Source organism: Microbacterium sp. A93 (assembly GCF_051842835.1).
On record NZ_JBPXMT010000015.1, the window covers coordinates 39,498 to 53,239 of the forward strand.

The 13,742-nt window shown below is 70.2% G+C and carries 13 protein-coding genes; 5 read left to right on the forward strand and 8 right to left on the reverse strand.

Annotated elements, in window-relative coordinates; translation table 11 throughout:
* Positions 1–13: 13 nt before the first annotated feature.
* Both ACSU1G_RS29645 and ACSU1G_RS29650 read right to left on the reverse strand, forming a co-directional pair.
* A complete protein-coding gene (locus tag ACSU1G_RS29645; protein ID WP_439284429.1) occupies positions 14–826 on the reverse strand; it encodes an IclR family transcriptional regulator in 813 nt (270 codons plus the stop codon).
* 58 nt (positions 827–884) lie between these two features.
* Positions 885–2,114, reverse strand: coding sequence for an MFS transporter (locus ACSU1G_RS29650; protein WP_439284430.1), 1,230 nt, complete (start codon positions 2,112–2,114; stop codon positions 885–887).
* Between the two features lie 237 nt (positions 2,115–2,351).
* On the opposite strand from ACSU1G_RS29650, the gene ACSU1G_RS29655 reads away from it, so the two are divergent.
* Complete coding sequence (locus ACSU1G_RS29655) at positions 2,352–3,266, forward strand: transporter substrate-binding domain-containing protein (RefSeq protein ID WP_439284431.1); 915 nt, start codon at positions 2,352–2,354, stop codon at positions 3,264–3,266.
* Between the two features lie 105 nt (positions 3,267–3,371).
* Here ACSU1G_RS29655 and ACSU1G_RS29660 read toward each other — a convergent pair whose 3' ends face one another.
* The 3 genes from ACSU1G_RS29660 to ACSU1G_RS29670 form a co-directional block, all read right to left on the reverse strand.
* A complete protein-coding gene (locus tag ACSU1G_RS29660) occupies positions 3,372–3,593 on the reverse strand; it encodes a hypothetical protein (RefSeq protein WP_439284433.1) in 222 nt (73 codons plus the stop codon).
* A 7-nt stretch (positions 3,594–3,600) separates the two neighbouring features.
* Positions 3,601–4,959, reverse strand: coding sequence for a phosphoglucosamine mutase (gene glmM, locus ACSU1G_RS29665; protein WP_439284435.1), 1,359 nt, complete (start codon positions 4,957–4,959; stop codon positions 3,601–3,603).
* 230 nt (positions 4,960–5,189) lie between these two features.
* The gene (locus tag ACSU1G_RS29670; RefSeq protein WP_439284437.1) at positions 5,190–5,723 is read right to left on the reverse strand and encodes a MarR family winged helix-turn-helix transcriptional regulator; all 534 of its coding nucleotides are present in this window, start codon (positions 5,721–5,723) and stop codon (positions 5,190–5,192) included.
* Between the two features lie 91 nt (positions 5,724–5,814).
* On the opposite strand from ACSU1G_RS29670, the gene ACSU1G_RS29675 reads away from it, so the two are divergent.
* Entirely contained in the window at positions 5,815–6,858 is a 1,044-nt protein-coding gene (locus ACSU1G_RS29675) for an LLM class flavin-dependent oxidoreductase (RefSeq protein WP_439284439.1), read from the forward strand.
* Here ACSU1G_RS29675 and ACSU1G_RS29680 read toward each other — a convergent pair.
* The 3 genes from ACSU1G_RS29680 to ACSU1G_RS29690 are packed head-to-tail and all read right to left on the reverse strand — an operon-like array spanning position 6,855 to position 10,250.
* On the reverse strand, positions 6,855–8,201 hold the full coding sequence (locus tag ACSU1G_RS29680; RefSeq protein ID WP_439284441.1) for an FAD-dependent oxidoreductase: 1,347 nt from the start codon (positions 8,199–8,201) through the stop codon (positions 6,855–6,857). The two genes, ACSU1G_RS29675 and ACSU1G_RS29680, sit on opposite strands and share 4 nt — an antisense overlap.
* Complete coding sequence (locus ACSU1G_RS29685; RefSeq protein ID WP_439284443.1) at positions 8,179–8,961, reverse strand: class I SAM-dependent methyltransferase; 783 nt, start codon at positions 8,959–8,961, stop codon at positions 8,179–8,181. The genes ACSU1G_RS29680 and ACSU1G_RS29685 overlap by 23 nt, the downstream gene beginning before the upstream one ends.
* Positions 8,958–10,250, reverse strand: coding sequence for a type III polyketide synthase (locus ACSU1G_RS29690; RefSeq protein ID WP_439284445.1), 1,293 nt, complete (start codon positions 10,248–10,250; stop codon positions 8,958–8,960). Before ACSU1G_RS29690 ends, ACSU1G_RS29685 begins: the two co-directional genes overlap by 4 nt.
* A gap of 247 nt (positions 10,251–10,497) precedes the next feature.
* On the opposite strand from ACSU1G_RS29690, the gene ACSU1G_RS29695 reads away from it, so the two are divergent.
* The 3 genes from ACSU1G_RS29695 to ACSU1G_RS29705 all read left to right on the forward strand — a co-directional run bounded on the left by ACSU1G_RS29695 (position 10,498) and on the right by ACSU1G_RS29705 (position 13,717).
* Positions 10,498–11,925 carry an amino acid ABC transporter substrate-binding protein/permease gene (locus tag ACSU1G_RS29695; RefSeq protein WP_439284713.1) on the forward strand — a complete coding sequence of 476 codons (1,428 nt, stop codon included), beginning with the start codon at positions 10,498–10,500 and terminating at the stop codon, positions 11,923–11,925.
* A 71-nt stretch (positions 11,926–11,996) separates the two neighbouring features.
* Complete coding sequence (locus ACSU1G_RS29700) at positions 11,997–12,734, forward strand: amino acid ABC transporter ATP-binding protein (protein WP_439284714.1); 738 nt, start codon at positions 11,997–11,999, stop codon at positions 12,732–12,734.
* 119 nt (positions 12,735–12,853) lie between these two features.
* Positions 12,854–13,717 carry an AraC family transcriptional regulator gene (locus ACSU1G_RS29705; protein ID WP_439284447.1) on the forward strand — a complete coding sequence of 288 codons (864 nt, stop codon included), beginning with the start codon at positions 12,854–12,856 and terminating at the stop codon, positions 13,715–13,717.
* Positions 13,718–13,742: the final 25 nt, after the last annotated feature.

Sequence of the window (13,742 nt, forward strand, 5' to 3'; positions counted from 1 at the left end):
ACGCAGCCGCGCGTCAGTATCCGAGGTCTACGAGGTCCTTGCTGATCGCCTGCGCCGTGGACATGACGCGGGGCGCCACGGTCCCCGGGTCCGCGATGCGCGTGTCCGGGAAGGCCACCGCGATCGAGGCGACCACCACGCCGTCGAACCCGAACACGGGGCAGGCCACCGAGAACCGGCCCTGCAGGCCGTCGTTGCTGGTGATGGACACCCCGTCCTCACGGATCTGGGCCATCTCGCCCTGGAGTCGCTTCAGCCGTGCCGTGGACTCGGCGGGATCTGCTGCGGAGGCCTCGGTGGTCGCCTTCAGCAGGGACCAGGCCTCCTCCGAGTAGGCCAGCAGCACCCGCCCGGCGCCCGACTGTTCCAGAGGAGCCCGGCGAGCCACCCGGCGGGTGTCGGTGGAGCGCCGGACCCGGGTGATGCGGTCCGAGAAGACCGTGTCCGCCCCGTCCCGGACCGCCAGGTAGACCGTCCCGGCGGTGTGGATGTGCAGGTCCACCAGGTAGGGCTGGGCCAGCTCACGCAGCACACGCACCTGCGGGGCGCCGACGCCGAGCCGCCAGATCCGGGATCCCAGCCGGTACCGGCCGTGGGAGACGTGCTCCACCCCGCCCCACTCCACCAGTGAGCCGAGGATGCGGTGCACCGTGGCCGGGGGCAGCCCCGTGCGCTGGCCGATCCGGGAGACGCTCATCTCCACGCCGCCGGCGAAGCAGTCGAGCACCAGGAAGGCCCGGCCCAGCACGGAGCGGCGGGAATCAGGCTGTTCCGGCTGGTTCAGCTGGTCCGGCTGGTCCGGCTCAGGGGAGGGTTCTGAGGTCATGCCATCCTTCGTTGATCCATCATTCACGTGTCCATCCTTCAGTCAGGGCCCGGTGCGCTCAAGTGGGCTGGGTCAGCCACCGTCCGTGCACGAACCAGTACAGCACCACCGCGGCCAGCACCGTCCCGGCCAGCGCTTCGTACAGCAATGGATAGCCGCCCAGCGGGATCAGGAGCCCGAACAGGACCGGCCCCAGGGCCACGCCCGTGTCCAACAGGAGGTAGTGGGTGGAGACCGCGATCCCGATGCGTTCGGGGTGGGCCCGGGTGACGGCCACGGCCTGCAGGCTGGGCAGCAGGGCACCGTAACCGATGCCGCCGAGTGCACCGGCCACCACCACCATCCACAGCTGGGTGGCCAGTCCCAGGACGGCCAGGGAAACCGCGAAGACCAGGGTCAGGGGAATGATCACCGCGTTGTCCCCTCGCACGTCCTGCTGCCGGCCGGAGACCACGCGGATCACCAGCATCCCGGCGGCGAAGACCACGAAGTACAGGGAGGCCGCGGCGGGCATGTCCCGTTCCAGCAGGAAGGGACTGAGGTAGGTGATGATCCCCGAGTAGCCGAAGGCGCACAGCATCACCACCAGGGCGACGGGGAGGGCATCCGGGTCCAGGATGTCCTTCAGTCGCAGCCGGTACCGCTGCGCGTGCTCCTCCGGGCTAGGCGTCCGCTCGGGAAGCCGGGCGAATAGGGCGGCGATCAGGGCCACCGCCGAGGAGACTCCGGTCATCAGGAAGACGGCCTCGGGGCTGACGTTCTCGGACAGCTGCACGGCCAACAGCGGGCCGATCGCCATGGCGAAGGTCGAGGCCGCCAGGAAATACCCCATCCCCTCGCCGCGGCGGGCGGCGGGCACCATCCCCACCACGGACACGGTGATGCCGGTGGAGATCGCACCGAAGGCTCCGCCGTGGACGATGCGCAGGGCGATCAGAGCGGGGTACGCCGAGATCAGCGGATAGAGCGCGGAGCAGAACAGGAAGACGACCAGGGCGATGGTGATGAGCCGCTTGCGGCCGATGAAGTCGACGTACTTGCCCACGAAGATCCGGGTCAGCGCCGAGCCCAGGATGAAGGCGCTGGCCGCGAAGCCCGCCGCCGAGTCCCGCATTCCGAACAGGGTCATGGCGTACACGGCCATGTACGTCATCAGCGTCACGAAGACGATCGAGACGCCCAGTTGGACCACCATGGCCATGACATAGGCCCTGGTCCACAGTGGTTCCGGCACGTCTCCTCCCGCTGCTGCGGGCGGGGGGCCGCCGGACCCGTTCTGTGGACTCATCACTCGGATACTAGTGAAGTCCCGGCGGCGCCATCGCTCCCGCGCCGTCAAATTCTGGTGGGTGAGAGAGTCAACCGTGACTGTCGTCACGGCCCGGCACTCTAGAGAGACCCCATCAGCACCCCACGGATCACGGCCGCAGTTACCGTCGAGAACCGCCGGAGATTTCGACAGCTAGCGCTCTCGTGATCGGTGGTGCAGTCCCTAGAGCAATACCTGACGATGATTGGAAACACCATGAGCACATCCCCCCGCACCGTCCGCCGTCTCCGTCAGGCCACCGGCCTCTTCGCCGCCGGCGCGCTGGCCCTGGGCCTGTCCGCCTGCGGTGCCGACGCCGAGGCCGGCGACCAGGACCTGGAGCTCTACGGCCACACCATCTCCCAGGACGAGGCGCTCGCGGAGCGGGTCCCCGAGGAGTGGAAGGCGGGCATCACGGTGCCCGTGAAGGTCCTGCAGCCCAACGCCTTCGTGGATGAGGACGGCGAGACGGTGGGGCTGCAGCCCGACTTCGTGCGCGCCATGGGTGCCAAGTGGGGCGTGGACGTCACCATGGAGGCCGTCGGCTTCGACGGCCACGTGCCCGGCGTCATGGCCGGCAAGTACGCCTTCACCGCCTCCACCGGCGACCACGAGCAGCGCCGTGACGTGATGGACATGGTGGACTACATCAACGCCGGCGTCGCCTGGTTGACCACCCAGGACTCGGACATCGAGACCAAGGAGGACATCTGCGGTCACGTCATCGGTTCCATCAAGGGCACCGACCAGGAACAGCGCGCAGAGGACTTCGTGGCCGAGTGCGAGGCCAAGGGCATCGAGGGCACCGAGTCCGTGGGCTTCTCCAACACCCTGATCACCGTGCCGCTCGAGGCCGACCGTATTGACGTGGCCTACGACTCCGTCTCCTACATGCTCTACGCCGCGGACCACGAGGCGGACAAGTTCCGTCTGGTGGGCGAGCCGGAACTGTTGGCGCCCATCGCCTTCGGCGTGAAGAAGGGTGAGCAGGAGAAGGTGGACCTGCTGCGTGACACCATGCAGGCCCTCATGGACGAGGGCGTGTACGAGGACGTCATGTCCGAGTGGGGCCAGGACAACCTGACCCTGGATAAGGTCTACGTCAACCAGGAGGGCATGCCTCAGTCCTAACCCTTGGGCCTCTAACCCCTCAGATCACGGCCGCGCTACACGTCGAGAATCGCCGAGCGAATCGACAGTTAGCGCGGCCGTGATCTGCAGAAGCGGCAGCGGCGGTCACGGCCCGATGCAGGGGGTCCAGGAGTTGGGCGGGTGTTCACAGGTGGGCAGCTGGATCGCGAAGAGGACCAAGAGGATCAGCGCACCGGTGAGCAGCACCGTGGTGAGGAAGACGGCCCACCGGCGGGCCGGCGTCGTGCCCTGGAGGTAGTCCACCGCCGTCGGATCCGCCACCGGTTCCGCCACCGCGTCCGGCTCCGACCGCTCCGGCTCCGTCACGGCAGGATCAGGCCGGCTCGGTGGCCAGGGCGAGTTCGCGCTGGACCACGGCGGCCAGGTCCTCGGCCTCGCGGCGGGCCTGGTCCTCGTCCGCGGCCTCCACCATCACCCGGACCACGGGCTCGGTGCCGGAGGGGCGCAGCAGCACGCGGCCGGTCTCGCCCAGCCGAGCCTCCGCCTCCGCGACCGCGGCCTGGACCTCCGGGTCCGCGCCGGCACGGCCCCGGTCCACATCCTTGACGTTGATCAGCACCTGCGGCAGGCGCTCCATCACGGCGGCCAGTTCGGCCAGGGACTGCCCACTGGCGGCCATCCGGGCGCCGAGCTGCAGACCGCTGAGCACGCCGTCGCCGGTGGTGGCGTGCTCGGAGAAGATCACGTGGCCGGACTGCTCGCCGCCCAGGGAGTAGCCGCCGTGCTTCATGCCGGCCAGCACGTACCGGTCCCCCACCTTGGTCTCGACCAGGCGCACGCCCTCGCGTTGCATGGCGAGCTTCAGGCCCAGGTTGCTCATCACGGTGACCACCAGGGTGTCATCCTTGAGGCGGCCGGACTCCTTCAGGGCCACGGCCAGGATGCCCATGATCTGGTCTCCGTCCACCACGGTGCCGGCGGCGTCCACGGCCAGGCAGCGGTCCGCATCGCCATCATGGGCGATCCCGAAGTCCGCGCCGGTCTCCAGCACCATGGCCTGGAGGTTCTCCAGATGGGTGGAGCCGTAGCCGTCGTTGATGTTCAGCCCGTCCGGCTCCGCGCCGATGACCACGACGTCGGCCCCGGCGGCCTTGAAGACCTCCGGCGAGCAACCGGCGGCGGCACCGTGGGCGCAGTCGAGCACCACCTTCAGTCCGTCGAGGCGGTGCGGCAGGGTCTGGAGCAGGTGCAGGATGTAGCGGTCCTCGGCGTCCGCGAAGCGCTGGACGCGGCCCACGTCCGGGCCGGTGGGACGGTGCGGCTCGATGCCCATCTGCCGCTGGATGGCGTCTTCCTGCTCATCCGTGAGCTTCTCGCCGCCGCGAGCCAGGAACTTGATGCCGTTGTCCGGGGCCGGGTTGTGGGAGGCGGAGATCATCACGCCGAAGTCTGCGTCCAGGTCATCCACGAGGAAGGCCGCGGCTGGGGTAGGCAGCACACCGGCGTCATAGACGTCCACGCCCGCACTGGCCAGCCCCGCCGAGACGGCTGCGATGATGAACTCACCGCTGATGCGGGGGTCACGGGCCACCACGGCCACGGGGCGGCGCCCCGCGGTCTCCTGGTGCCCCAGCACCGCGGCGGCGGCCTGGGCCAGTTGGATCGACAGTTCGACGGTCAGGATCCCATTGGCCAGGCCACGGACGCCGTCTGTTCCGAATAATCTGCTCATCACGGTGGATTCTATGCTGTGATTCCCGGTTTTCCGGGCACCGCGCGGTGACCGGGGGCTGACTAGTGGGAACCCCCTACTGGCAGTTCGTCATACTCCGGCACCGCCATGAACCGACTACACCTTTCGATCACGCCCTTCGATCACGGCCGCAGTCGAGGTCGAGAATCGCCGATCCGATCGACAGTTACCGGTGCCGTGATGGGCGGTGCCGTGAGGGGAGGAGGCCGTCACGGCAGGTGATCCATGGCCTCACACGGACTGGAACCGGGCTGGTCTCGGTGGATGGCCATGGCCAGCTGACTGATCAAGGACTCCAGGACCCCGGACTCGCCCTCGTCCAGACCGGCCAGGAGCCCAGTCTCGGCTGCGGCGACGCGCTCCTCGTACCGCACCAACACGGAGCGGCCACGCTGAGTGGCCACGATCTTGCGGGCCCGGCGGTCCGAGGGAGCCGGGACGCGCTCCACCACCCCGGCGTCCACGAGGGTGTCCAGCAGGTAGGTGAGGACCGTCCGGTCGATGGAGAGGTGCGCTGCGAGTGCCTGCTGATTGGGCGGATCCCGGTGGACCACGGCAGAGAGCACCTGGAAGCCGCGGATCCCGGAGGGCATCCCCTCGACGGCCTCCTCGAAGCGGGTCTGGTAGCCGCGCAGGACCATGCCCAGGTTCCACCCCAGATCACCGGGGACGGTGCCGCGAGCGCCACCGGCGCCGGCAGCACCAGCCGCCGCGCCGCCGTCGAGCCCTGCACTGCCTTCCATGCGGTCCATCATACGCAGGGTCGTCGGTTCTTCAGATCATCTGCCTGTGAGATAGTCTGTGAAACATCATACTTTCGGCCTGGGAGACACCATGGACATCGGCGCCTACAGCTTCGGCGATACACCTCTGGACCCGGACGGGTCCCCGCGGCACACCGCCGAGGCCATCACCAACCTGCACCAGGCGATCATCCACGCCGACGCGGCCGGACTGGACTACTTCGGTGTGGGCGAGCACCACACCGTCTCGATGCCTGCCTCCTCCCCCGGGACCGTGATCGCTGCGGCGGCCGCCACCACCCAGCAGATCACCCTGGGCAGCGCCGCCAGCATCATCAGCACCGATGATCCGGTCAGGGTCTACCAGCAGTTCGCCATCGCCGATGCGATCTCCGGCGGCGGCCGCGTGGAGATCACCGCCGGGCGGGGTTCCTCCGTGGAGACCTTCCCCCTGTTCGGCTACAGCCTGGACGACTACGACGAGCTCTACGCCAACAAGCTGAACCTGCTGATGACCCTGAACGAGGCCGACTCCGAGTCCGTCACCTGGTCCGGGGCACGCCGCCCGGCCCTGAAGGACCTGGCCGTGGTGCCCCGCCCGGTGCACGGCCGGATGCCAATCTGGTTGGCCACCGGCGGCAACGCCGGCTCCTCCGCCCGCGCCGGACAGCTGGGCCTGCCCGTCTCCTACGGCATCATCGGCGGGGAACCCCACCGCTTCGCCCCCTTAGCCGATCTCTACCGCCGCTCCGCCGCCCAGGCCGGGCACACCGGGGGCGGCATCAAGGTCTCCGTGGCCGCGCTCGGCCTGGTGGCCCCCACCCAGCAGGAGGCCCTCGACCGGTTCTACCCGGGCTGGTACAACCTCAACGTGGAGATGGGGCGGCTGCGCGGCTGGCCCGAACCGGACCGGAATGCCTACCTCGCTCAGGCCGAGGCCCCCGGCGCCTACTACATCGGGGGGCCGGACGAGGTCGCCGAGCGCATCGTGCACCTGCACGGGTACATGGGCCACATGCGCCACTTCCTGCAGATGGACATCGGCGGGCTGCCCCAGGAGCACTTCCTGGAATCCCTCACCCTGCTCGCCACCGAGGTCAAGCCCCGCGTCGAGCGGCTGCTGGCCCGCGCCTAAGGGAGGTCGCCCACGCTCGCGCCCGACATGGTGTACCGCCGCGCCAAAACGTGCCGCAGTGGCGTAGCCAGGACCGCGCGCGCAGCGAGGTCCCGGGCCGCGAGCGCAGGGACGGGCAGGCGCCGGCCGAGCAGCATGTTCGCCTCGGCTTGGCGGGCGGCCGCGAGCGCGGCCCGTTTCCGCTGCCGCTGGAAGTCCCGCAGCGTCCGTTGGTTGAGTTCCCGTTCCTCCACACCAGAGCCCGACGCCGGCCCGTCGCCTTCCGCATCCAGCGCACCACCCCGCGGAGTCGCCAGCCGGCGCGCCAGCAGGGGCGCCAGGTCCAGCGCGTCCAGCCATCCCAGGGTCATGCCCTGACCGCCGAAGGGGCTGATGGCGTGGGCGGCGTCCCCGATCAGCACCGTCCGCCCCGCGACCATCCGACGAGCCATCTGACGGTAGACCCTGAAGGCGCTGACCATGGTGGCCGTCGCGGGATCCGGTAGCCCGGGCACGTCAGCACCGGAGACACGGTCCGCTGTCCGGCCGCCGGGCGGCCACCGCTCGCTCAGCATCGCCACCAGCTCTTCCGCGTTCTCGGACCGCAGTTCCTGGCCGGTGTGCACCACCCAACGCCGCTGCCCGCCCGGCAAGGGGAAGGACTCCACCACGCCGTCCCGGTGCAGGTGGATCACGGCTGATGGTTCGTCACGCAGCCCGGCCCCCGGTTCCCCGGCATTCTCAGCGCCATCCTCCGCCGCGAAGTCTCCCATCAGGTAGCTGTCACCCCACTCGCGTCGGTCCACGCCGATCCCGGCCAGCCGGCGCACCGTGCTGTGGGCGCCGTCCGCGCCGACCACCACGGAAGCCGACCACTCCTCCGCCACTCCCACTCCCACTCCCACCCCCGCGGACCGCACCGACACGCGGACGGGCCGGCCGCCGTCGGGCCCGGGGTGTTCCATCCCCACCACCTCCACCCCGCGGAGCAGAGTCCCCGGGGCCACCCGCTCAAGGTGCGCGGCGAGCAGCCGCTCGGTGCGGGACTGCGGCAGGGTCAGCACGAACGGGAACCGGGGATGGGCGCGCTCGAAGGTGAGGTCCCCGAGCCGCCGGCCGTCCCCGTAGCCCACGCCGCGGCGCACCACGGCGCCCTCGGCCAGGGCGGCGGCGTCCAGCCCCAGCGCGGCGAGCGCGTCCAGTGCCGGCGGGTGCAGGCCGATGGCCCGCGACTGCTCCGCCGGTCGCTCGCGACGTTCCAGTACCGCCACGTCCACGCCCCGCTGCACGAGAAGCCCGGCCAGGAACAGTCCGACCGGTCCGCCCCCGACGATCAGGACATCAGCGTGCATCGGGGGTTGCATCGGGCACCGCCTCCCACCCTGAGTCCCACACCGCCAGGTTCCGCCACGGCACCTGCGCCCGCACCCGCCACCCGGGCCGCACCGCGGCGGCGAGCTCGTCCGGCGTGTAGCTGCGCCGGATCGAGGCCAGCCCGTCCACGCGGATGAAGGAGCCCGGGAACAGCGGGGTCGCCAGTCCGGCACCGGCGGAGAACAGGGCGTAGGCCACCGGGCTGCGGCGGATGTCCGAGTGGATCGCCCGCCGCATGGCGAGCGCCTCGGAGTCGGCCAGCACGGCGTCCAGCTCGCCGGGATCCAGGTGGTGCAGCAGGTGGTTGGAGAGCACGACGTCGAAGCGCCGGCCCTCGCGGACCAGGTCACCGCTGGTGCCCCTCCGGTTCTCCAGCCCCGGCACCGGCCGTCGGCCGGCCACCCAGGCGTGGGCCCGCGCGTCGGGCTCCAGGGCCGTGACGTGCACGGTGAAGCCGTCCGCGGTGGCCCGGCGCAGCAGGGCCCGGGCCACGTCCCCACCGCCGGAGCCGATGTCCAGGACGGTGAGGGGTCGTGTGCTGTCGCGCGTGCTGCCGCTGGCATGCGCGACCAACAGCGGGCGGATCAACGAGCGGTAGGTCAGCTGCCAGCCGGCGACCACCGGGTTCACCACCCCGAAGCCGCGATAGGTGCGGTGCAGTGCCTCCAGGTCGCAGTCCGGGAAGTCCATCTGCTCGGGCGTCTGCGGCCGGCGCACGGAGAGGTCGGGCGGCAGGAGCCTCCGGGTCACGCCGGGCAGACCAAGGTCATCAGCGCCGACTCCACCGTCAGCCCGGGCCCGAAGGCCATGGCGCAGACCCGCTCGCCGTCACGGCTGCCCGCTGCCCCGGCGCCCGCTTCCCCCGCCCCCGCTGCCCCGGCCCCCTCGAGGATGTGTTGCAGCACGAACAGCACGGTGGCGCTGGACATGTTGCCGTAGTCGCGCAGGGTGTCCCGGGCGGGTACGAGCTGGGCGTCGGTCAGCTCGAGCCGGGCCTGCACCTTGTCCAAGATGCTGCGCCCACCGGGGTGGATGGCCCAGTGCTCCAGCTCGGCGTAGGCCCGCTCGGCCAGCGGCGGCCCCGAGGCGTGGTCGGCGGCGTGGTCGGCCGCGAACAGGGGGGCGAGGGCACCGGTGATGTGCTCATCGATGATGTGCGGGACATAGGTACCCAGGATCATCTCGAAGCCGTGATCGCCGATGTTCCACGCCATCGCGTCCTCCCCCACCGGGGTCAGCACCGTGGCGAAGCCGTCCAGCCGCAGCGCGGGCCCGCTGCCCGCCGGCACCGGCCGGTCCGCCCCCGTCACCACCGCGGCACCCGCCCCGTCCGAGAACAGGGAGGCGCCCACGATGGTGTCCTGGTCATTGGCCACGCGCACGTGCACGCTGCACAACTCCGCGGACACCACCAGCACGACGGCGGCCGGGTCCGCCGCGCAGATGGCCGCGGCTTCCCGCAGGGCCGGCAGGGCGGCGTAGCAGCCCATGAACCCGAGGTGCATGCGCTTGGTGGTGGCGGCCAGGCCGAGCCGGCGGACCAGCTGGTAGTCCGGTCCCGGGGAGAAGAATCCCGTGCAGGAGACCGTGATGACGTGGGTGACGTCCTCCCGGGCGAGGTCCGGGCAGCCGGCCAGGGCCCCGACGGCCGCCTCCTCGTACAGGTCGTTGACGTGTTCGGTGTAGACGGCGTTGCGAACCCCGGTGCTCGGGTTGAGGACGTGGCCGGTCTCCGGGTCGAAGAACAGTCCGTCGCTGGGGCCGGACTCCGCGCTGGGGTCCGACTCGGTGCTGGAAGCCGGCCGGCCGGCGTCGTGCGCCTGTCCTTCCCGCTGCCCCTGCACGCCCTGCTCGCCCTGCTCCCATTCCCGCACCACCGTGTGCCGGCGCTCGATCCCGGAGGCGTTGAAGGCTGCGCCCACCAGCCGCGCGCCGAGCCGGCTGAGTCCCGGCTGGGCCGCGAGCGCATCACGAACCCGCTCCTGGTGCAACACGGTGGGCGGGACGGCGGTGTGCAGGGCTCTGAGCAGGGCGGTCATGCTCCATGGTGTGGTCCTTCGGTCGGCAGAGACAACCCCTCAGGCACAAAGTGACCTCGCCCCCGCCGTTGTGACGTGGTCTGGTCACTCTGTGCCTGATGGCCGGCGCCGGAGAAGGGCCATGGCCTGCGGTGATCGGCATCACCGCCGGAGTAGGCTACCGAGACGTCACCACTCCACCCTTCGAAGGGACACCCTCGTGAGAGAGACCCGCTTCAGAACCGCCGTGAGGACTGTGCTCGCGGCGATGGCCGCCCTGGGGTTGCTGCTGCTCGGGCTCGCCCCCGCTGCCAGTGCCGCCGCCCTCGCCGAGGGCGAGTCCGGATCCGGCGAGACCTACACGATCGCCACGGACACCACGTTCGCGCCGTTCGAGTTCCGGGACGCCTCGGGCGAGCTGACCGGTATCGACATCGACATCATGGAGGCCATCGCCGAGGATCAGGGATTCGAGGTCGAGTGGCAGTCGCTCGGCTTCAACGCAGCCCTGCAGGCCGTCCAGTCCGGCCAGGCCGACGGCGTGATCGCCGGCATGGGCATCACGGATGAACGAGCCGAGATCTTCGACTTCTCCGAGCCCTACTTCACCGGCACGTTGACGCTGGCCACCACCGAGGACAACGCCGAGGCAATCGCCGGGTGGGAGGACCTCGAGGGCAAGACCCTGGCCGTCAAGACCGGCTCGTTGTCCGAGGAGGAGGCGAAGACACAACAGGAGCAATACGGCTTCGAGATCACCGCCCTGGACCAGACCACCACCATGGTGGAGTCCGTGAAGTCCGGCAGTGCCGACGCCCTGATGGACGACTACCCGATCATCGCCTACGGCGTGGAGCAGGGTTCTGGCCTAGTCACCATCGGTGAGGAGATCCCCACCGGCGATTACGGCTTCGCCGTCAACAAGGGCCAGAACGCCGAGTTGCTCGAGAAGTTCGACACCGGGTTGGCCGCACTGCAGGAGTCCGGTGAATACGACCAGATCGTGGACACCTACCTCGGCGGCGAGGACGACGGTGTGGACAAGAGCTCCTTCACGGGGCTGATCGTCACCGCCATGCCGGCACTGCTGTCCGGCCTGGGCAACACCCTGCTGGTCACCGGCATCTCCTTCGTCCTGGCCATGGTGCTGGGCCTGGCGTTCGGCTTCATGAAGATCGCCAGCAACCCCGTGCTGCGCTGGGTCGCCATCACCTTCATCAGCATCTTCCGCGGCACCCCGATCCTGGTCTGGGCCTTCTTCTTCTACTTCGGCCTGCCCCAGCTGATCGGCACCCCGGTCAACATCTGGGTGGCCGGCGTGATGACCCTGACCTTCAACGGTGCGGCGTACATCGCGGAGATCGTACGCGGCGCCGTGCAGTCCGTGGATCCCGGCCAGGCCGAGGCCTCCAGGTCCCTGGGGCTGGGCCACGGCAAGACCATGCAGAAGGTCGTGCTGCCGCAGGCGTTCAAGATGATGACCCCGTCCTTGATCAACCAGTTGGTCATCATGCTCAAGGACTCCTCCCTGCTGCTGGCCATCGGCTTCGCTGAGCTGCTCTACCAGGCCCAGCAGATCTACGCGGCCAACTTCCGCGTCACCGAGGTGCTGCTGATCGCCGCACTGCTGTACTTCATCGCAATCACCGCCCTCACCCAGCTCGCCAACTACGTGGACAGGAAGGTCAACAAGTGAGCGCCTCCGCCCCTGAAACACCAGAGACCACCGGCACCACCGGCACCACCGGCGCCACCACCGGCCGCTCCATCGGCGAGACCGTGGTGGTGGACGTGCAGAACCTGAAGAAGTCCTTCGGGGACAACCACGTCCTGACCGGCATCACCGGACAGATCCGCGAGCGCCAGGTGGTGTGCGTGATCGGGCCCTCCGGCTCCGGCAAGTCCACCTTCCTGCGCTGCCTGAACCGGCTGGAGGAGATCTCCGGTGGCACCGTGCGGGTCGGTGACTACGACCTGACCGATCCGAAGGTGGACATCAACAAGGTCCGCCGCCACATCGGCATGGTGTTCCAGCAGTTCAACCTGTTCCCGCACATGACGGTGGCGGAGAACATCATGCTGGCCCCCGTCGAGCTCGGGAACCTGTCCAAGGCGGAGGGGCGCCAGCGCGCCGAGGAACTCTTGGACCGCGTGGGTCTGGCGGACAAGGCGGACGCGCGGCCGGCGTCGTTGTCCGGCGGGCAGAAGCAGCGCGTGGCGATTGCGCGCGCACTGGCCATGAGCCCGAAGATCATGCTGTTCGATGAGGCCACCTCCGCCCTGGACCCCGAGATGGTGGGCGAGGTGCTGCAGGTCATCCGCGACCTCGCCGAGGAGGGCATGACCATGGTGCTCGTGACCCATGAGATGGGCTTCGCCCGCGAGGTGGCGGACCGGGTGCTGTTCATGGACGGCGGGAAGATCGTGGAGGCCGGCACGCCGGAGGAGATCTTCGACCACCCCCAGCAGCCGCGCCTGCAGGAGTTCCTCTCGAAGGTGCTCTGAGCCGCCTCTCATTCCATCCCACCCCCTCCTCACTTAGGGGGCAATCCCCACGGACGGGGATTGCGTTCAAAGGGCTGCCTGGGAGTGGTCAGGGCACGGTCCGGCGTAGGCTCGTCCGCGTGTCCCCCGCCCTTCCCGCGCCCACCGGCCCGTACCGCCCGATGGCGCTGGAACCGGCCGGCTCGGTGCCGGCGGACTTCACCAGCGTGGGGATCGGCGAGACGCTGGCCGCCGCCACCCGGTGGCCGGACCACTCGCACGCCGTCCACGAGCTGCTCTGGCATGATGCCGGGGCCTCCACCTTGCGCGTGGGGCAGCGGACCTGGACGGTCACTCCGGCGATCGGCCTCTGGATGCCGGCCGGCACGGTGCACGCTGCCTCCGCCCCGGCCGGGACTCGCTACCGGGCCACCTATTTCTCCCCCGACGCCGGCCGCCCCGCCGGGCACTCCGCCAGCCGCCCCGCCGGGCACTCCGCCAGCCGCTCCGCTGGCCCGCTCAGCGCCACGGCACTGCCCGCCGGACCGGCCTCGGTGCGGATCACCGTGCTGCTGCGGGAACTGCTGGACCGTCTGGGCGTCAGCGGGCTGGCGACCTCCTCACGCGAACTGACCGAGGCCATGGTCTTGGACGTCCTGGCCCCCTCCCCGCACCAGTTCCTGGTCCACGAGCCCACGGCCGCGCTGCTGCAGCCGATCGTCACCGCGGTCCTGGCCGACCCCGCCGACCGCCGCACCCTGGGCGACTGGGCACTGCGGCTCCGGGTCAGCGAGCGCACCATCACGCGGGCCTTCCGTGCGGAGACGGGGCTGGGCTTCGTCCGCTGGGTGGGCTCCGTGCGGGTCCAGCAGGCCACCGCCCTGCTGGCCGCCGGGGAACCGATCGAGGAGATCGCCGAGGCCATGGGCTACCGCAGCCCGAGCGCCTTCGGGGCGGCGTTCCGGAAACTGACGGGCACGACGCCGAGCAGCCTGCGCGGCTGACCCCGCCCCGCTCCGTGGGCTTGTG

Excerpts from the sequence above, each read along its gene's own strand:
- ACSU1G_RS29655 (WP_439284431.1), top strand. The coding sequence starts at position 2,352 with ATGAGCACATCCCCCCGCACCGTCCGCCGTCTCCGTCAGGCCACCGGC.
- ACSU1G_RS29670 (WP_439284437.1), bottom strand. The coding sequence starts at position 5,723 with ATGGAAGGCAGTGCAGGGCTCGACGGCGGCGCGGCGGCTGGTGCTGCC.
- ACSU1G_RS29695 (WP_439284713.1), top strand. The coding sequence starts at position 10,498 with ATGGCCGCCCTGGGGTTGCTGCTGCTCGGGCTCGCCCCCGCTGCCAGT.
- glmM (WP_439284435.1), bottom strand. The coding sequence starts at position 4,959 with ATGAGCAGATTATTCGGAACAGACGGCGTCCGTGGCCTGGCCAATGGG.
- ACSU1G_RS29645 (WP_439284429.1), bottom strand. The coding sequence starts at position 826 with ATGACCTCAGAACCCTCCCCTGAGCCGGACCAGCCGGACCAGCTGAAC.
- ACSU1G_RS29680 (WP_439284441.1), bottom strand. The coding sequence starts at position 8,201 with ATGCAACCCCCGATGCACGCTGATGTCCTGATCGTCGGGGGCGGACCG.
- ACSU1G_RS29650 (WP_439284430.1), bottom strand. The coding sequence starts at position 2,114 with ATGAGTCCACAGAACGGGTCCGGCGGCCCCCCGCCCGCAGCAGCGGGA.
- ACSU1G_RS29690 (WP_439284445.1), bottom strand. The coding sequence starts at position 10,250 with ATGACCGCCCTGCTCAGAGCCCTGCACACCGCCGTCCCGCCCACCGTG.
- ACSU1G_RS29675 (WP_439284439.1), top strand. The coding sequence starts at position 5,815 with ATGGACATCGGCGCCTACAGCTTCGGCGATACACCTCTGGACCCGGAC.